The following is a 17,465-nucleotide window of genomic DNA, read 5'->3' as shown; positions in this document are numbered from 1 at the left end:
ACAACCAAACCCAGGTTAATGGCCACTTAAGTTACGACGTCGATGAAGACGGGGCCAGCCAGGTGTTGCACTGGAAAGCCTGGTTCTTCTCGTATCCCTGCCGGAACCAGCGGTTGTTGTTCGCCGGCGATCCATGATCGCGAGGGTAACCCGCCCAGTCCCCGACCCGCGAGTAGAAGTAGTACAGCGTGTCGCGCCGGGCCGGGGGGACCGGGTAACTGCCCGAGACCGAGCGCATGAACATCCCGCCGAAACAGGTGGCCTGGAGCTCGAACTTACGGCTCAGCGCGAGCTTGCCGCTCCTGCTCGACGAGCGCTGGGTCCGCTGCCACCAGGTACCGGACAGGCCGGACAGCTGCTGCACGTGGTGGCCGTACTCGTGGGCCATCATGCTGATGATCGCGCCGTGCCAGCTGACGATCTGGCCGTAGCCCATGGAGTTGCCCACCCCCTTCACCATGGCGCCGGTCGAGGCGTAGATGGTGGTGTTGCGCGGGCAGTAGTACGGCACGATGCCGCCGGTCTGGGGGAAGTCCCCGCAGGCGCCGCGTCCCTTGCGGGAGGTGATGGCGTATCCCGGGGGACGCCACTCCATGCCCTGCTTGTTCATGATCTCCGACCACCCTCTGTTCAGGCAGCGGGACGTCTTCAGGATCAGCGCCTTGAGCTGGTCGTGGCTGTAGATGTTCGCCGAGCCCGCCGGGCAGTTCACCCTGGGCAGCCCGCCGCTCCGGTAGAGGGTGTTGTTCTCCAGGGTGGTGTTGAGGATCCGCTGCCGGGGAGGCTTGAGGGTCTCGGTCGGCTCGGGAGAGGCGGACCCCCTCGGGTCGGAGGTCGGCTCGCCGGTCTCGGGGAGGCCGGGCCTGCTCGTGGCGGGGGTGTGGCGGGTGTAGGGCGAGAAGGTGGGGAGCGCGATCGGTGAGACCACCTCCGAGTGGCGGCTGCTCTTCACGATCGCCCCGATCACCACGAGCCCGGCGAAGGCCAGCGCGACCACGCCGACGAGCCCCCCGAGGACCGCCGCCGCCGTCGCGCCGCCCGAGCGCCGCCGCGGCGGCTGCCACGGGGCCGGCGGCTGGGGGCGGCCGTACCGGGGGTCCGGGGGAGGCGGCCGGAGACCGTGTGGCGCCTGCCCCTGGGGTACGGGCGCGTATCCCGGCCCCGGAGGTGGAGGCGGGGGCGGGAACGGATGGGGCTGTCCGGGCGCGGGCCGGGGCGGATACGCCTGGGGTGCGGGCGGTGACGGGTACGCCTGCCCGGGAGCCTGGGACGGATGTCCTCCGGGGGCGGGCGCCTGGGGCGGATGGATCTGCCCCGGCTGGGGGTGCGGCGGATAGGGCTGTCCCGGCTGGGGGTGCGGCGGATGGGCCTGCCCGGGGTGGGGGTGCGGCGGGTACCCCTGTGGCGCGAGAGGCGCGGGCGCCGCCTGTCCCCACGCGGGCAGGTCGTGGTGGGCGGGATGGGCGGGGTGACCCGCCGGCCCGGGATGTCCCTGCGGTGCTCCCTGCGGTGGTCCCTGAGGACGGTCATGACTCGGTGGGAATTGCGGCCCGCCCGGAACGGATGGCGGATAGCCGTATCCCGGTGGGTAGCCCTGACCGGAAGGGGGTGGCGGGGCGGACGGGTGGGGCTGTGCGGAAGGAGCCTGGAACGGATATCCCTGCGGTGCCCCCTGGGGACGTTCCTGCGGCGCCTCCCACGGCGCTCCCCGTGGGGGTTCCTGCGGTGGGGCGGCGGCCCAGGTGGGTGGCGGCGGAGCGGGGTGCGAATGTCCCTGGGATGGAGGTGGCTGTGGAGGATATTGCCCGTTGCCTGTCATGCTGTCTCCCCGTTAACCCGAGCGTCCGATATGCCATGAATGGCAGGACCTTTGTCGAATTTGGGGCGTAAGCATACTGATTTATCATCCGTCACGGATGTCGCTACATTCGATTACATTCCGAAATCATCCAAGGTGATCTCCGCGATGTGCAGGACCGGGCCGGGCGCCGTGTCCTAGCTTCAAAGTCATGAATCTGCAGCAGCTCCGCTATGTGGTCGCGACGGCGGAGCACCGCACCATGACCGACGCGGCCAGGTCGCTCTACATCGCCCAGCCTGCGCTTTCCCGTGCGATCAGGGACCTGGAACGAGAGCTCGGAATGACGTTGTTCGCCCGCTCCGGGCGCGGCGTGGTCGTCACGGCGCAGGGGCGCCGGGTGGTCAAGCTGGCCCGGGAGGCACTCGACGCCGTCCGAGAGATCGAGGCACTGTCCAGCCACGGCCAGTCGACCGATGCCGAACTGCGCATCGCCTCGACCCCCAGCCTTGAGCCGGGGCTGGCCGGGCGACTGCTCCCCGCCTACACCGCCGAACATCCTGGGGTGCGCGTGCACATCGTCCGCTGTGACGGACGGGACGGCGTGGTGAACGCCATCAGGGACCAGCGGGCCGACCTCGGCCTGACGGACCTGCCCGTCCCCGCCGATCTGGTCAGCCATCCGCTGGAACGCCAGGAGATCGTGCTGATCTCCCCTCCGGGGGTCAACCTGCCCGATCCGGTACCGATGAACAGGCTCAACGGCATGCGGCTCGTCCTGCCCGTCCCGGGCAGCGCGCGCCGCAGGGAGTTCGACGCGCTGTTCGCCAAGTACGGGATCAACCCGGTGCCCGCCGTACAACTCGACGAGCGCGGCAACTGGCTCAACACGGTCCGCTCCGGCGCGGCCTCCCTGCTGTGGTACCGGGGCATGGCCGAGCAGGCCGTCCGGGCCGGGCTGGTGGTCCGATCCCTCGATCCCTCGGTCCGCCGGGTGATCGCCCTCATCCACGCGCGACGGCGGCTGCCCGTCATCGCCCAGGAGTTCCTCACGGTGGCCGAAGGTGGGTCGGCCGCCTAGGATCTCCCCGGAGATCCCGTATCTCCCACGTTCCCCATTCCCAGAGGCGGCGCAGGTGGGAGCGCCTGCCTCTCCGGCACCGGTCCCCCGAGGCCCGTACGGGCCCGTATAGGCTCGGTACCGATGACTATCTTGCGCCTGCGAGGCCGTGAGTTCCGGCCCGGCGAATTCGCGATCATGGCGGTGGTCAACCGCACTCCCGACTCCTTCTACGACAGAGGGAAGACCTACGGTTTCGACGCCGCGCTGGCGGCGGTGGACAGGGCCGTCGACGGTGGGGCGGACATCGTGGACATCGGCGGTGTCAAGGCGGGTCCCGGCGACGAGGTCGGCCCCGCGGAGGAGATCCGCCGGGTGGCGGGCCTGGTCGCGGCGGTCAGGGAGCGTCATCCTCAGCTGATCATCAGTGTCGACACCTGGCGTGCCGAGGTCGGCGAGATCGTCGCCGAGGCGGGCGCCGACCTGCTCAACGACACCTGGGGAGGGGTGGACCCCGCGCTGGCCGAGGTCGCCGCCAAGTACGGCGTCGGGCTGGTCTGCGCGCACGCCGGCGGCGTCGTCCCGCGCACCCGTCCGCACCGCATCGCCTACGACGACGTGGTGGCCGACGTCATCGGCCACACCGTCGGCCTGGCGGCGCGCGCGCTGGCCGTGGGCGTCCCCAGGGAGGCGATCCTCATCGACCCCGCGCACGACTTCGGCAAGAACACCTGGCACTCGCTGGAGGTGGGCCGCAGGCTGGACGAGATGGTGGACACCGGCTGGCCGGTGCTCGTCGCGGTCTCCAACAAGGACTTCGTCGGGGAGACCCTCGGCGGCCTCCCCGTCGACGAGCGCCACGCCGGGACCATGGCCACCCTGGCGGTCTCCGCCTGGCAGGGCGCCCGGGTCTTCCGGGTCCACGACGCCGCCTCGGCGCGCGAGGCCCTCGCCGTCGTCTCCAGGCTGCGGGCGGCGTCCCGCGCGTAGGCCGCGGGCTCTCCCTCAGGACGGATCGGGCCACCCGCGGGGGGAACGGGTGACCCGATCGCGAGGCGGGGGCGCGCCTCGCCTTTCATGAGGTCCTGCCGCTCACCGGGGCCGGTGCCCGCCTCCGTGGGCTTGGAGGCGGGCACCCCGCTCATGACGGTGATCCTTCCCGCCGTGGAGGATCCGGCGCCTCCGGGAAGGGGGCGCCGCACGAGGTGAGCGTCCCCATCGTCAACCGGAGGAGTTCTTACCGCAATATCATTACCGGAGTAAATTGATTTGTTATGTAAGTTGTGACGGTCGATCAGCCGTGGATCACGGACAGGAGGCGGATCGGCTCCGCGAGGAGTCCGGCCGTCCCCCTCGGGCGGCTTCGCCGGCCGTGCTTCGCCGGGCCGCGGCGGTGGACCATGGCGGTGGACCGTTGCGGCGGGTAGGGGGGAAGGGCAGGGGGAAGGGCCTTCCGGAACCGGAGGCCGGGTGGTCAGGGCGGGGTTCCCGGCAGGTCGAGGGTGTAGTGCACCATCTTGTGCATGTGGGCACGGAACTTGCGCAGGGTCTCCGGGTCGTCGGGGAGCCGGTGGTTGCCCTCCTGGTCGAGCACCCCGCCGAGGGAGAAGGCGTGGGTCGCCCACGTCACCGTCCAGATCGTGAACGTCACGTCCCCGGCCTGAGGGTTCAGGGACGCCAGGGTCTCGGAGATGAGCCGGACCACGGGCTGCACGTACTGCTTCTCCAACTCGGTGACGTCGCTGGCGTCGGACAGCCAGCGATGCATCCACAGCGCCGTGAACTCCGGGTGCTGGACGCAGAAGTCGATGTAGTTGTCGAGGAGGCGGTGCACCGCCCCCACGGGGTCTCCGGAGAGCCCCACGGCGATCTCCGCGATCGAGGTCTCCAGACCGGCCCGCTCGGCCAGGTGGGCCCGCTCCATGACGGCGAGATACACATCTCGCTTGGTGCCGACGGTCTCGTTGATCGTGGCGACGTCCAGTCCCGCGGCTTCGGCGATCTGGCCGGCGGAGGTGCCGTCGTACCCCAGGGCGGCGAAAAGCCGGGTCGCGACCCGCAGGATCAGCTCCCGCTCGCCGCCGTCAGCGGAAGTCATGGAAGCGACGCTAGGTCCGGAAACGCGCCGCGGCCAATCACCTGACGGGCAAGCCTTGGCCAAGATAACGGAAGTCACGCGACAGCCCACAGATCGGGCGATTCTCACGAGCGGCTCGCCGAAGCCGGGCGGGACGCCTCCCGCGTGGCCGGTCAGGGCGGGGCGCCCGGCAGGCCGAGGGCGTGGTGCACCGTCTTGTGCATGTAGGCGCGGAACCTGCGCAGGGTCTCCGGGTCGTCGGGGCCCCGCTGGTTGCCCTCCTGGTCGAGCACCCCGCCGAGGGAGAAGGCGTGGGCCGACCACGTCACCATCCAGCGCGTGAACATCAGGTCCTTGGGGTCCGAGGTCAGGGCGCGCAGGGTCTCGCTGATGCGCCGGACCACGGGCTGGACGTACTGCTTCTCCAGTTCGGTGACGTCGCTGGCGTCGGACAGCCAGCGGTGCATCCACAGCGCGGTGATGTCCCGGTTCTGGACGCAGAAGTCGATGTAGCGGTCGAGCATGTGGTGCACGGCCCTCACGGGATCCCGCAGAGGGTCCCCCGGAGGCGCCGTGGAGATCTCCGCGATCGAGCCCTCCATGCAGGCCAGCTCGGCCAGATGGGCGCGTTCCATGACCGCGAGGTACAGCTCCCGCTTGCCGCCGAAACTCTCGTTGAGTGTGGTGAGGTCCACCCCTGCGGCTTCGGTGATCTGGCCGGCGGAGGTGCCGTCGTACCCCAGGGCGGCGAAAAGCCGGGTCGCGACCCGCAGGATCAGCTCCCGCTCGCCGCCGTCAGCGGAAGTCATGGAAGCGACGCTAGGTCCGGAAACGCGCCGCGGCCAATCACTTGATGGGCAAGCCTTGGTCAAGATAGCGGAAGCCGTACGACGGCTCTCAAACCGGGCGAAGCGTCCTCCAGATGCACCGCGCCGCCGTGGGCGTTGACCGTCTCCCTGACGATCGCCAGGCCCAGCCCGGCGCCGCCCTCGTCGCGGCTGCGCGCGCTGTCCAGCCGGGTGAAGCGGTCGAAGACCCGCTCCCTGTCGGGTTCGGGGATGCCGGGTCCGTCGTCGGTGACGGTCAGCACCGCGTCGGCGCCCTCGGTGCGCAGCTCGATCCTCACCGGGGCCGTCGTGTGGCGCAGCGCGTTGTCCACGAGGTTGACCAGCACCCGTCCCAGGTCGAGCGCGTCCCCGGTCACCACGATCGTCCCCTCCCCGCCGTTCGCCTCGTCCTTCTCACCCGTCTCCCGCGCCTCGGGCCATCGGGCCGGGGCGCCCGCGACCGACACCGTGACGGCCTCGCCGTACCGCTCGGCGGTCTGGGGGATCAGCTGGTCCAGCTCCACCGGCTCCCCGCGGCCCGGTGTGCCGCCGCGCTCGTCCAGCCTGGCCAGGGCCAGCAGGTCCTCGGCCAGCCTGGCCAGACGCAGGGTGTCCTCCAGCACCCCCTCGGCAGTCTCCCGCCAGTCCTGCCCCTCCGGGTGGCCGAGCGCCACCTCCAGCTGGAGCCTGATGCTGGCCAGCGGGCTGCGCAGCTCGTGCGCCGCGTCCGAGACCAGGGCCCGCTGACGCGCGTCGGCCTTCTCCAGGCGGGCCAGCATGTCGTTGAGCGTGGTGGCCAGGCTGTGCACCTCGTCACGCGCCTCGGGCACCGGCAGCCGCCGGGAGCGGGCGGTGTCGGTGATCTCCTCCGCGCCCCGGCGCAGCGAGGCGATGGGCCGCAGCGTCCTGCCGATGATCACCCAGCTGGCCCCGGCGAGCAGCACCAGCAGCAGCGGCGTGCCGACGACCAGCACGTGACCGGCCGTGCTGAGGCTGGTCTCCACCTCGCCGAAGGGGCGGGCGGCGATCACCGTCCGCCCGTGGTCGGCGCTGAGCACCCGCACCCGCAGCACGTGCGGGATCCCGTACGGCCCGCCGTCCAGGAAGCGGCCCCTGCCCTTCGCGATCGCCGCCGCCCGCTCCCCGGGGTCCAGCAGCGGCACCAGCCGGTCGGTACCGGTGGTGGCGTGGGTGATCCGCCCCCAGGCGTCGATCACCTGCAGCAGCGTGCCGTCCGGCGTGGTCATCTCGCCGGGCAGGCGCCCCGCGTCGGCCAGCGAGACCGTGTCCCGCGCCCGCTGGTAGATCGCGTCGTCGATGGTGGTGAGCAGGGCCTGGCCGAGCACGCCGATCATCACGTAGGCCGAGACGGCCAGGGCCAGCGCCAGTACGGCGGAGGCCACCGCGGTCAGCCGGAAGCGCAGGCTCCTGCGCCGCCACCAGCCGGCCGTGCGGCGCGTTCCCTGGGCGGGCGGGTCAGCCGCCATCGCCCGACAGCCGGTATCCGGCCCCCCGCACGGTCTGCAGCGCGTTCCTGGAGAACGGCACGTCGATCTTGCGGCGCAGGTAGCCCACGTAGACCTCGACCACGTTGGGATCGGTGTCGAAGGTGTCCCAGACGTGCTCCAGGATCTCGGACTTGGAGACGACCTCGTCGTGGCGGCGCATCAGGTACTCCAGGAGCGCGAACTCCCTGGGCGTCAGCTCGACCGGCCGTTCCCCCCTGGAGACCCGCCGCCGCGCGGGGTCCAGCGACAGGTCCCCGGCCCGCAGTACGGCGGGGCGCCGGTTCGCGCCGCGGCGCAGCAGCGCCCTGAGCCTGGCCACCAGCACGACGTAGGAGAACGGCTTGGTCAGGTAGTCGTCGGCGCCCAGGTCGAGCCCGTCGGCCATGTCGTACTCGCCGTCCTTGGCCGACAGCATCAGGATCGGCACCCAGTTCTCCTCGGCCCTCAGCTGCTTGCAGACGTTGTAGCCGGAGACCCTGGGCAGCATGATGTCCAGCACGACCACGTCGTAGTCGCCGTGCCTGGCCAGGTGCAGGCCCTCCTCGCCGTCGTGCGCGAGATCGACCGCGAACCCCTCGGCCTGCAGCCCGCGCTGGAGCGCCGCCGCCATCCGCCGCTCGTCCTCCACGACGAGAACCCGCATTCCCCACCACCTTCACCGATCGCCTCATCTTCGGCCGAGGGGCCTGAGATTCCGCTGAGAACCCTGTGAGCCCTCTCAGTCTGTCTCAGCTCCGGCACAGGACCGTTCACGCAAGCTGCGAACGGAAGCGATCGACGGAATACCGTGAAGGAGTGATATGTCAGAGCGAACGAGACGGGGCCGCGCGATGAGGTGGGGGGTTCCGGTCGCCGCGATCGCGGTGGTCGCCGGGGCTCTCGGCGCGGGCCCGGTCATCGCCGCGGTCCAGGGGGATCCGGTGCTGCCCGAACGCACCGCCGAGCAGTTGCTCGCCGACGCCGCCCAGGCCGCCCGGACCACGGGGGCCGGCGTGAGGCCCATGTCGGGCACCGTCATACAGACCGCGTCGCTCGGCCTTCCGGGACTGCCCCAGCTGGGCAACGGCGACGCCGCCTCTCCCGCGACGCTGCTGGCGGGCTCGCACGAGCTCAAGGTCTGGTACGGCGGCGCGGACCGGTTCCGCTTCGCCCTCCCCGGCCGGATGAGCGAGACCGACCTGATCGTCAACGGGGACCAGGCCTGGGTGTGGGACAGCCAGGCCAACACGGCGACCCGGATCAAGGGGACGGCGCGGACCCAGGACGGCGCCGGCCGGGCCCTGCCGACGGCGACCACCCCGCAGCAGCTCGCCGGGGAGGTGCTGAACAGGGCGGGCGCCACGACCGCGATCAGCGTGACCAACACCGAGCGGGTCGCCGACCGCCCGGCCTACCAGCTCGTCCTCGCCCCGAAGGACGGCGCCTCCCTGATCAGGGAGGTCAGGGTGGCGCTCGACGGGGAGACCTACGTCCCGCTGCGCGTCCAGGTCTACGCCAAGAGCGCGGCGGAACCGGCCTTCGAGGTCGGCTTCACCTCGATCACCTTCACCCCGCCCGCCGCGGGCAACTTCACCTTCACCCCGCCCGCGGGCGCGAAGGTCGAGGAGAAGGTCGTCGACGACCTCAACGGGAAGCAGGAGGCCAGGCAGGAGAGGGCGGAGGAGCTCAGGGAGAGGGCCGAGATCGTGGGCGAGGGCTGGACCTCGGTCGCGGTGCTCCCCTTCTCCGAGAGCACGCTCAAGACACTGGGCCAGGCCTCGCGGGGACAGGACGAGGGCTCCGCCGGGCAGGACGGCAACGTGGTCGCCGACGCGCTGCTGAGGTCCGCCAAGCCGATCAGCGGGACATGGGGCAGCGGCAGGGTCATCCAGACCAAGCTGGTCTCCGCGCTGCTGACCGACGACGGCCGCCTGCTGGTCGGCGCGGTCACCCCCGAGAAGCTGGCCGAGGTGGCCGGGCGGAGATGAGTGACATGCCGGGAGCCGTACGACTCCTGGCGGGCGGCGGCGGGGACCGCGTGCGCGTGCCCCGCCGTGAGGATCTCGACGAGAGCCGGGGGCGCGAGCGGCGCCCCCACCCGCCCTCAGGAACGCCGAAGATCGCCAGGGAGAAGCGCGCCCGTTTCCGGGACGCCGGAGGGAGGTGCGGGGGGCGGGCCGGTGATCCGGGAGACCGGAGGCGGCGCGGAGGACGCGCGGGCGGCCCCCGGCACCGGAGGAGGGCGGGGATCGTGTCGCCGGTCTGGAACGTCCGGGGAGAGGTGGAGGGCACGTTGACGGTTCGGGACGCGAGGAGAGAGGCGGGGGCCGTGCCGGTCGTCCACCGCGCGAGGGTCCGCCGGCCGGAGGGCCTGTCACCGGGAGGCCCGCCACCGGGAAGGCCAGCGGTACCGGTGAGGCCGGTGGCGCCGGGGCCGGTGGGGGAGGGGCCGTGCTGACCGTCCGGGAACCCGCGTCGCCGGTCGTGACCCCCGCCGGGGAGTGCTCGATCGTCACCCGGGGCCTGACCAAGCGGTTCAGGAGCGGCCAGGTGGCCGTGGACGACCTCGGCCTGGCCGTCCCCAGAGGTTCGGTCTTCGGCTTCCTCGGGCCCAACGGCTCCGGCAAGACCACCACCATCCGCATGCTGCTCGGCCTGGTCTCCCCGAGCGGGGGCACCTGGGAACTGCTCGGCGCGCCCATGCCGGGCGGGCTGGGCGCCGTGCTGCCGCGGGTCGGGGCGGTGATCGAGGGGCCGGCCTTCTACCCCTACCTGTCGGGTGAGGCGAACCTGCGCCGCTACGACGCGGCCGATCCCGCGGCCGATCCCCGCACCGCCACCGCCAGGATCGCCCTCGCCCTCGACAGGGTGGGGCTGGCCGCCGCCGCGCGCAAACGCTACCGGGCCTACTCGCTGGGCATGCGCCAGCGGCTGGCCATCGCCGTCGCGCTGCTCACGCCGCGGGAGCTGCTGATCCTCGACGAGCCGACCAACGGCCTGGACCCGCAGGGCACGCGCGAGGTGCGCACCCTGGTGCGGGAGATCGCAGCCGAGGGGACGACCGTGTTCGTCTCCTCGCACCTGCTGGCCGAGGTGGAGCAGATGTGCTCCCACGTCGCCGTCATGCGGGCCGGGCGGCTGGTCGCCCAGGGGCCCATCGCCGAGCTCCGGGCGGGAGAGGCGGTCAGGATCCGGGTGGAGACACCGGACGCCGCGGCGGCGGCGGCCGTGCTGGGCGCCCTGGGACTGCCGGGAGTCCGTGCCGGAGACGGGGAGGCGAGCGCGGAACTGGGCGCCGACGCCCCCGAGCGGATCTGCGCCGCGCTGGTGACGGCGGGTGTCGCGGTGCGTGGCCTGGCCGTGCAGCGGCCGAGCCTGGAGGACGTGTTCGTGGGCTTGACCGGGGAGGGCTTCGATGTCAACGGTTAGCGGGGGAGAGGTCGTGTCCACCGGCGTGGACGGCGCCCCGCCCCACGACGACGCTCCGGAGGGACACGCCACCGGGGTGCCACCTCACGGCGGCGCTCCGGAGGGACACGCCGCCACCGGGGTGCCACCTCGCGACGACGCCCCGGAGGAGCGCGCCGCCACCGGCGCGGACGCCCGCGAGGGCACCGTCCGGGCCGCGAGGGCGGGAGCGATTCCGGGCGGCCGCGCGGTGGGCGCCCCCAGGGCCTTGCTGCGCCTGCTCGCCTCGGAGATCGGGCTGACCTTCCGCCGCCCCAGGAACATCGCCATGCTCGCCGTGCTGGCCGGGGTCCCGGTGCTGCTCGGCGTCGCGCTGCGGGCCTTCGGCGGCCCCGACGGGGACGGTCCGGGTTCCGCCGTCTTCGGCCAGGTCACGGGGAACGGGCTGTTCCTCACCTTCGCCGCGCTCGCCGTCCTGGTGCAGCTGCTGCTGCCGGTCTCGGTCGCGGTGGTCGCGGGCGACACGGTCGCGGGGGAGGCCGGTCTGGGCACCCTGCGCTACCTGCTGGCCGCTCCGGCGGGCCGTACCCGGCTGCTGGCCGTCAAGTACGCCAACGCGGTCGTCTTCTGCCTGGGAGCCGTCACCGTGATCGCGCTGTCGGCGCTGCTCACCGGGCTGGTGCTGTTCCCCGCGGGCCCGGTCGTCCTGCTGTCGGGAGGGACGATCTCCACCTTCGACGCCCTGCTGAGGATCGGCCTGGTGGTGCTGTACGTCGCGGCGGGCATGGCCGCCCTGGCCGCCGTCGCGCTGGCGTTCTCGACGCTGACCGAGGTGACCGTCGGCGCCATCGCCGCGACCGTGGTGCTGGTCGTCGTCGCCCAGGTGCTCGGTGTCGTCCCGCAGCTCTCGGGGCTCCAGCCGTACCTGCTGACCCGCTGGTGGAACGGTTTCGACGGGGTGCTGCGCGATCCGATCGCCACCGGTGACATGGGGCAGGGACTGCTGGTCTTCGCCGCCTACACCGTGATCTTCGGCTCGATCGCTTGGGCCCGCTTCACCGGCAAGGACATAACCTGCTGACCTTTCTTGTTTCATGCTTATTGCTGGCGGATCCACCGAAAAATGTCGGTACCACTCGCCAAGATGGAGGTATGAATACAACATGAACGACCAACGGGGCGCGGCCGAGGTCTTCTGACTTCCAAGCTCCCGGGAAAGAGGCTTGCGATGCCGTCCACGATGAGCGTTTCCGATCTCGCACAGCTCCTTTTCGCCTCCGCGCTGCAGGCGTCGGAGGACCCCTCGCCGGAGCAGGTTCGCGCGGTCATCGAAGACCGGCTGCGCGCGTGCCACGCCGACCTCACCGAGTGCGCGGCCTGCGTCGCGCAGGAGGCCGGTGACCATCCCGAGACCTACGAATCCCGGATGCGCTGGGCGCTGCGCGCGGCCGACCAGGTCGATCCCGCGACCCTCACCACCGCCTGATCGTCGCTCCGCGGCGGGGCGGAGGCGGGCGGCGCGGCCCGCGCGCCGGCCGGCCCGGACAGGGGGCGGGCTCCGGAACACGAGGCGGCCCCGCGGAGGGCATCCGCGGGGCCGCCTCATCGGTGTTCGCCCGGTTCGGGCTCAGGGGTCTTTCCTCAGGAGGTACGGCCGCCGCGGCGCAGTCCCAGCACGCCGGCCACGACGCCCACGATCCCGGCCAGCAGGCCGGCGCCGCCGAGCAGGCGGGCGGTTCCGTCCGAGGAGGACGCCTGCGCCGCGGCGACCGGCGTCACGGAGGGCGCGGCCTGGGCCGCGGGGGTGCTCGGGGCCGCGGACGGGTCGGCGGACGCCGCGCCGTGCCCGTCGCCGTCGGCGGAGGCGGGGGTGAGCTTGAGGGTCGGGGCCGGGTGCTCGGCCTCCGAACCGTCGGCCTTGGGCGGGTCGGCCCACTTGACGACCTCGCCGCCCGTGTAGCTCTGGACGGTGGGGAAGACGAGCGTGTCGGTGTCCTTGGGCAGCATCCCCATGGACACCTCGAACTCCTGGAACTGGTGCGGCTCGATCTTCCCGCCCGACCAGGTGATCTTCGTGACGGCCTTGGTCATCTCGCCGTACTCGGTGGTGACCGGCTTGGGCAGCGTGCTCTCGACCACCTTGACGTCCCAGCCGGGGACCGGCCTGACCGAGACGAACGGCAGCGGGTGGTCGGTGGACAGGGACACCTCGATCTTGTTGGTCGAGGCGTTGTCACGCTCGTTGGGGACGCGGAAGGCGACCTTGGTGAAACCGCCCTGCTCGGCGGTGCCGGGGTTGATGCTCACGTGTGCGAGCGCGGGAAGGGCCAGACCGAGGGTGAGCGCGGTGACACCCGCGGTGACGGTCACGGCGCGGCGGCACGCTGAGGAAAGGGACATGGCAGTTCTCCACTTCGAGACTCGGGTCGTGCGGTGAGGAGGGGTGACTCAGACGGCGGGAAGTGGAGGACCACGCCGGCTGACACTGTGACGGAGCAGACCCCGCGCCGGAGCGACGACGGCGGCGGCCGGCACCGCGCGCGGGGCGGAGGGGATCGCGGGGAGCGGGAGCAGGCGGAGCATGGCGCCCAGCCGCCGGCCCGCCGCGCGGAGCAGCGTCCACAGGGCGGCCTCGCCGCGCGCCAGCCACCAGCCGGTGATCAGCGTGGCGGTGAGGTGCGCGATGAGCATGCCGAGGCTCTCGCTCAGCCCCTTGCCGTGGGCGTGCATGGTCAGGGAGATCCCCGCGGGGTCGCCGAAGGCGAACAGCTCGTGCAGGAACAGCTGCATGGCCGACAGGCCGGTGCTGATCACCGCCGTGGACCGCTCGCGCCCGGCCAGCGCCGCCGTCACGGCCATGACCGCGACGCCACCGGCCGTCACCGCCCACGGCGCGGGTCCCGAACCGCCGGCGGCCAGGTGGCCGAACGCGGCGAGCGCCACGCAGACGGCCGAGAAGGCGGCCGTGCGCGCGAGACGTAACGGGAGGCGGGCACGCATGATGTCCCATATGGTCTCATGCCCCCGCGTCCCCCACCGTTTCCGGGCTTTCTCGGTGCCGGGGCCGTCGCGATCCGTCGCTGAGATCACTGCGATGGCAGGCATGTCCCACCCGGGTGCGCTGTTCTCTCCCGTCCCCGCCGCGACGGACGGGGTGGCGCGGGCCACCGGAACGGCGGTCGCCCGGAGGGGGCCATGGCGCCGTCCCGGCGGCCGGTCTCCGGCTCCGGCGGTCGCCGGAAACCCCCTTTACACGCTCGTGACTTTAACTGTACGTTGTTGCTCGATCACCCTACGCATTCAAAGGATAGAGGTGAGCAATGCCCGACAACGGCACCGAGCGTCAGCCCGATCCCCGGGTGGCGTTCGCGGACGCCACGGGGGCCAACATCGGTGAGTCCAACGCGCGCGCGGGGACCGCCGACAGGATCGCCGTCGCGGCCAGCGCCGACGACCACCTGCCCCCCCTGGCGGATCAGCCGCTCGACGCCCGGCCGCTGGCCCAGCGCTTCGCGGAATCGGAGGAGTAGACCATGGAGCTGCACTTCCGTAACCGCTACACCTCCAAGGTGTGGGTCGCGATCATGTTCTACAGTCCGGACGGCTGTCGCGACTACGGCCAGTGGGGCACCCGTGGCTGGTGGGCCATCGACCCCGGTGGCGAGGCATATGTCATCAACACCAACAACCGATACGCCGCCTTCTACGCGGAGGCCGCGAACGGCGCCGTCTGGACCGGGCCCTACGGTCCGATCTACGTCTACCAGACCGCCTTCGACTCCTGTCTCAACATCGGGAGCACCGCGGCCAGGCCGGTCGGAGCCCGCCTGGTCGACCTGAACGGTTACTCCCGCTACTACGTCAACCTCGTCGCCTGACGCCGGCTCCCCTCCGGCGTCACGCGTCCGGTCCCACCCCCTCCCGGCCGTCGTGAGCGCGCCAGCCAGGCGTCTCCGCGATGGCCGCCCGTGAGCCCGGCGTTCCGGCTGGGCACCCGCGCACCCGGTACCTGCGAGCCGGGTCCTCGCGATCCCGGAACCCGCGAGCCGGGTGCCCGTGAGCATGGAATGCCACCTTGAGGCGATGACCGGCCCGATCCGTGAGCGGGCCGGTCATCGTCATGCGCGGCGTCCGCTCCCGCTCGCCGGGTCCGCCGCTCCCGGGGGCGGCGTGATCTCCCCGGTGTAGAGACGGGCGACCACGTCCTCGATGGACTCCGCCGCCGGCGCGGTCGCGCGCAGGTCGTCGAGGGTGCCGTCGAAGGTCAGGCGCCCGTGGTCGATGAGCATCACGCGGTGGCAGAGTTTCTCGATGTCCCCCAGGTCGTGTGTGGTGAGCAGGACCGTGGTGCCGTGTTCGGCGTTGAGGCGGCGCAGGAACTCGCGCATGGCGGCCTTGCTGACCACGTCCAGGCCGATGGTGGGCTCGTCGAGCACGAGTACGGCGGGGTCGTGGAGGAGGGCGGCGGTGACGTCGCCGCGCATGCGCTGGCCCAGGCTGAGCTGGCGGACCGGGGTGCCCATGAACGCGGCCAGGTCGAGCAGTGCCGTCAGCTCCTCCAGCCTCCGGCGGAAAACACTTTGATCTACTTTGTAAAGAAGTCGGACCAGTTCGAAACTGTCCCTGAGCGGCAGGTCCCACCACAGGGTGGTCCGCTGCCCGAAGACCACGCCGATCTTGCGGGCGAGAGCCGTACGGTGCCGCGCGGGGTCGAGCCCGGCCACCTCGACGCGGCCCGAGGTCGGCGCGAGGATGCCGGTGAGCATCTTGATGGTGGTCGATTTGCCCGCGCCGTTCGGGCCGAGACAGCCGACGAACTCCCCGGCCCCGATGGTGAACGACAGATCCCGTACGGCGTGCACCGTCCTGCGCGCGCGACGGCGGCCCACGGTGAACACGCGGCCGACCCGTTCGGCTTCGATCATGTTCCTCAACTCCCCGTTGAGCGGTAGCGGCGAATGCCCGTCCGCCAGGCGAGCGCGGCCACGGCGGCGAGGGCCAGGGCCGCGGCGGGGCCGGCGAAACGCAGCCAGTACGGCAGGCCGAGCGGATCCGGCCGGTTCAGCACGAACAGCGCCGGCTGCCAGTTCACGAACGCCAGCGGCACGACGAACGTGACCCCCCTGACGAGTTCGCCCGCGTAGATGCTCAGCGGATACTGGGTGAGCGTGGTGCCGCCGTAGGTGAAGGCGTTGGCCACCTCGGGCGCGTCGGTCAGCAGGAACTGCAGCGCGCCGCCGAGGGCGAAGATCGAGGCGAAGATGACGACCCCGCACAGGATCATCAGCGGAACCATCCAGGCCCTGCTCCAGGGCGGGTCGAGCCGGGGCAGGGCGACGGCGAGTACGGCCGTGGCCTGGAGGATCCTGCCGAGGCGGTGGACGCCGAACTGGTCGACGGCCATCTGGACGAACGCGCCGGCGGGCCGGATGAGCATCGTGTCGAAGGTGCCGGCCCTGATGTGCTGGCTGAGGCGGTCCACGTTGCCGAAGAGCATGTCGCTCAGCGCGAACGACAGGCTTGAGGTGCCGTAGAGGAACATCATCTCGGTCCGGTCGAACCCGGCCAGGGAGCGGGTGTGCTCGAAGATCACCCAGATCGCCGCGACGTCGAGCGTGGTGACGACGAGCGAGCCGAGCGTCAGCATGGCCAGCTGTCCCGGGTACTGGGCGGAGGCCTTAGTCCACGTCCAGGCCAGCAGGAGATACGTCCTGATCACGTCGGCCACGCGCCTTTCCCGGTCGCGGTCGTTCCTCCGGCGTTTCCCGTGGCCTCTCCGGTCCCTGATCCTCGCGCGCGCTCCGGTCTCCGCGGCGTTTCGGGGCACTCCGGGGCGGCCGGGCCGTCAGCCACCCTGGATCACGACCTTGCGGCGGGCGGCGCGGGTGACCAGGGCGCCGAGTGCCAGCAGCGCGATCGCCCACGCCGCCTGGAATCCCAGCGCGTCGAGGATGTCTCGTTTGCCGAGGTAGAGGTCGGCGGGGACCTGGACCATCGCCGACCAGGGGAGTGCCCGGGCGATCTCGCCCAGTTCGCCGGGGAACAGGTTCAGCGGCAGGGTCATGCCGCTGAGGAAGAACGTCAGCACCAGCGACACCGACTGTGTCCCGCGGTCGTCGGTGATCCAGCAGGCGGACAGCGCGATCAGGTAGCGCCAGCCGAAGCTGACGATCACCCCGAGTGCGAAGCCCGCGGTGAAGGCGAGCCAGGTCGCCGGGCGGGTGGGGACGACGATGCCGAACAGCGCCGCGCCGACGGCCGTCGGAGGCAGGCTGCGCATCAGGAAGAGGTAGGAGGCCCTGCCGATGTCGGTGGCGAGGCTCCACAGCTGCAGTGACGCCGGCCGGACGAGGTCGATGGCGATGTCTCCGGTCCGTACGCGTCCCGACAGTTCCAGGCCGCCGCCGAAGACCTGCATCGGGCCGATGAAGGCCTGGCTGAGGAAGCAGAAGGTCACGGCGTCCGTGACGTCGTATCCGGCGAGCCCGGGGCGGGACTCCCACAGGGCGATCAGCACGTAGGCGCGGAGGATTCCGAAGACGGTGTTGGTGAAGGCTCCGGCCAGGGCGGCGGCGCGGTAGGCGGAGTGGCGGCGGAAGCTGTATCCGGCGATGCGCGCGTAGAGCAGGAAGGCGGCCTCCCGGGAGACGTCGGGGCAACCCTCCCATGGTTGTCGGCGGCCACGGACGCGGCAACGGGTTTTCGGCGGCACCGCCCGCCGGGACGGCAGCGGAACTTACCCCGGGGGATGATTCGCCTTACCTGCCATACCCCTTCTGATAGGTCGGGGGCGAAGGTCTCCGGAATC

18 protein-coding genes are annotated in these 17,465 nt (G+C 71.7%); 8 read left to right on the top strand and 10 right to left on the bottom strand.

What is annotated here, in order from left to right:
* Window positions 1-31 precede the first annotated feature (31 nt).
* Window positions 32-997 (bottom strand): neutral zinc metallopeptidase, encoded by a 966-nt coding sequence (locus AB0N02_RS09705; RefSeq protein ID WP_363944415.1) that lies wholly within the window; start codon window positions 995-997, stop codon window positions 32-34.
* Between the two features lie 1,012 nt (window positions 998-2,009).
* On the opposite strand from AB0N02_RS09705, the gene AB0N02_RS09700 reads away from it, so the two are divergent.
* Together AB0N02_RS09700 and folP are read left to right on the top strand one after the other, a co-directional pair.
* On the top strand, window positions 2,010-2,879 hold the full coding sequence (locus tag AB0N02_RS09700) for a LysR family transcriptional regulator (RefSeq protein ID WP_363944414.1): 870 nt from the start codon (window positions 2,010-2,012) through the stop codon (window positions 2,877-2,879).
* Window positions 2,880-3,002: 123 nt separating this feature from the next.
* Window positions 3,003-3,848, top strand: a complete 846-nt coding sequence (gene folP / locus AB0N02_RS09695) for a dihydropteroate synthase (RefSeq protein WP_363944413.1) — start codon at window positions 3,003-3,005, stop codon at window positions 3,846-3,848.
* Between the two features lie 484 nt (window positions 3,849-4,332).
* On the opposite strand, the gene AB0N02_RS09690 is transcribed toward folP, so the two are convergent.
* From AB0N02_RS09690 to AB0N02_RS09675, 4 genes are all read right to left on the bottom strand, one after another.
* Window positions 4,333-4,956 carry a TetR/AcrR family transcriptional regulator gene (locus tag AB0N02_RS09690; RefSeq protein ID WP_363944412.1) on the bottom strand — a complete coding sequence of 208 codons (624 nt, stop codon included), beginning with the start codon at window positions 4,954-4,956 and terminating at the stop codon, window positions 4,333-4,335.
* 152 nt (window positions 4,957-5,108) lie between these two features.
* A complete protein-coding gene (locus AB0N02_RS09685) occupies window positions 5,109-5,744 on the bottom strand; it encodes a TetR/AcrR family transcriptional regulator (RefSeq protein ID WP_363944411.1) in 636 nt (211 codons plus the stop codon).
* Between the two features lie 59 nt (window positions 5,745-5,803).
* Complete coding sequence (locus AB0N02_RS09680) at window positions 5,804-7,249, bottom strand: ATP-binding protein (protein WP_363944409.1); 1,446 nt, start codon at window positions 7,247-7,249, stop codon at window positions 5,804-5,806.
* On the bottom strand, window positions 7,239-7,913 hold the full coding sequence (locus tag AB0N02_RS09675; RefSeq protein ID WP_363944407.1) for a response regulator transcription factor: 675 nt from the start codon (window positions 7,911-7,913) through the stop codon (window positions 7,239-7,241). The genes AB0N02_RS09680 and AB0N02_RS09675 overlap by 11 nt, the downstream gene beginning before the upstream one ends.
* Window positions 7,914-8,070: 157 nt before the next feature.
* Between AB0N02_RS09675 and AB0N02_RS09670 the strand changes: the two genes are divergently transcribed.
* The 4 genes from AB0N02_RS09670 to AB0N02_RS09655 all read left to right on the top strand — a co-directional run bounded on the left by AB0N02_RS09670 (window position 8,071) and on the right by AB0N02_RS09655 (window position 12,143).
* A complete protein-coding gene (locus AB0N02_RS09670) occupies window positions 8,071-9,237 on the top strand; it encodes a DUF2092 domain-containing protein (RefSeq protein WP_363944405.1) in 1,167 nt (388 codons plus the stop codon).
* A 463-nt stretch (window positions 9,238-9,700) separates the two neighbouring features.
* Complete coding sequence (locus AB0N02_RS09665) at window positions 9,701-10,678, top strand: ABC transporter ATP-binding protein (protein ID WP_363944404.1); 978 nt, start codon at window positions 9,701-9,703, stop codon at window positions 10,676-10,678.
* The gene (locus AB0N02_RS09660; protein WP_363944402.1) at window positions 10,665-11,738 is read left to right on the top strand and encodes an ABC transporter permease; all 1,074 of its coding nucleotides are present in this window, start codon (window positions 10,665-10,667) and stop codon (window positions 11,736-11,738) included. The genes AB0N02_RS09665 and AB0N02_RS09660 overlap by 14 nt, the downstream gene beginning before the upstream one ends.
* Before the next feature lie 159 nt (window positions 11,739-11,897).
* The gene (locus AB0N02_RS09655; protein ID WP_363944400.1) at window positions 11,898-12,143 is read left to right on the top strand and encodes a hypothetical protein; all 246 of its coding nucleotides are present in this window, start codon (window positions 11,898-11,900) and stop codon (window positions 12,141-12,143) included.
* Between the two features lie 155 nt (window positions 12,144-12,298).
* Here the strand turns inward: AB0N02_RS09655 and AB0N02_RS09650 are convergent, their stop codons facing one another.
* A complete protein-coding gene (locus tag AB0N02_RS09650) occupies window positions 12,299-13,057 on the bottom strand; it encodes a YcnI family protein (protein WP_363944399.1) in 759 nt (252 codons plus the stop codon).
* Window positions 13,058-13,105: 48 nt separating this feature from the next.
* Window positions 13,106-13,657: an MFS transporter gene (locus AB0N02_RS09645; protein ID WP_363944398.1), complete on the bottom strand. Its 552-nt coding sequence runs from the start codon at window positions 13,655-13,657 to the stop codon at window positions 13,106-13,108.
* A gap of 320 nt (window positions 13,658-13,977) precedes the next feature.
* On the opposite strand from AB0N02_RS09645, the gene AB0N02_RS09640 reads away from it, so the two are divergent.
* Both AB0N02_RS09640 and AB0N02_RS09635 read left to right on the top strand, forming a co-directional pair.
* A complete protein-coding gene (locus AB0N02_RS09640; protein ID WP_363944396.1) occupies window positions 13,978-14,187 on the top strand; it encodes a hypothetical protein in 210 nt (69 codons plus the stop codon).
* Window positions 14,188-14,190: 3 nt separating this feature from the next.
* Window positions 14,191-14,535, top strand: a complete 345-nt coding sequence (locus AB0N02_RS09635; protein ID WP_363944394.1) for a DUF1036 domain-containing protein — start codon at window positions 14,191-14,193, stop codon at window positions 14,533-14,535.
* Window positions 14,536-14,775: 240 nt separating this feature from the next.
* On the opposite strand, the gene AB0N02_RS09630 is transcribed toward AB0N02_RS09635, so the two are convergent.
* The 3 genes from AB0N02_RS09630 to AB0N02_RS09620 form a co-directional block, all read right to left on the bottom strand.
* Window positions 14,776-15,582 carry an ATP-binding cassette domain-containing protein gene (locus AB0N02_RS09630; protein ID WP_363944392.1) on the bottom strand — a complete coding sequence of 269 codons (807 nt, stop codon included), beginning with the start codon at window positions 15,580-15,582 and terminating at the stop codon, window positions 14,776-14,778.
* A gap of 5 nt (window positions 15,583-15,587) precedes the next feature.
* Window positions 15,588-16,385, bottom strand: coding sequence for an ABC-2 family transporter protein (locus AB0N02_RS09625; RefSeq protein WP_363944391.1), 798 nt, complete (start codon window positions 16,383-16,385; stop codon window positions 15,588-15,590).
* A 117-nt stretch (window positions 16,386-16,502) separates the two neighbouring features.
* A complete protein-coding gene (locus AB0N02_RS09620) occupies window positions 16,503-17,369 on the bottom strand; it encodes an ABC-2 family transporter protein (RefSeq protein WP_363944389.1) in 867 nt (288 codons plus the stop codon).
* Window positions 17,370-17,465 lie beyond the last annotated feature (96 nt).

Source organism: Streptosporangium sp. NPDC051022 (genome assembly GCF_040683035.1).
Lineage (GTDB): Bacteria > Actinomycetota > Actinomycetes > Streptosporangiales > Streptosporangiaceae > Streptosporangium.
This window is presented reverse-complemented; position numbering and strand designations above follow the sequence as displayed.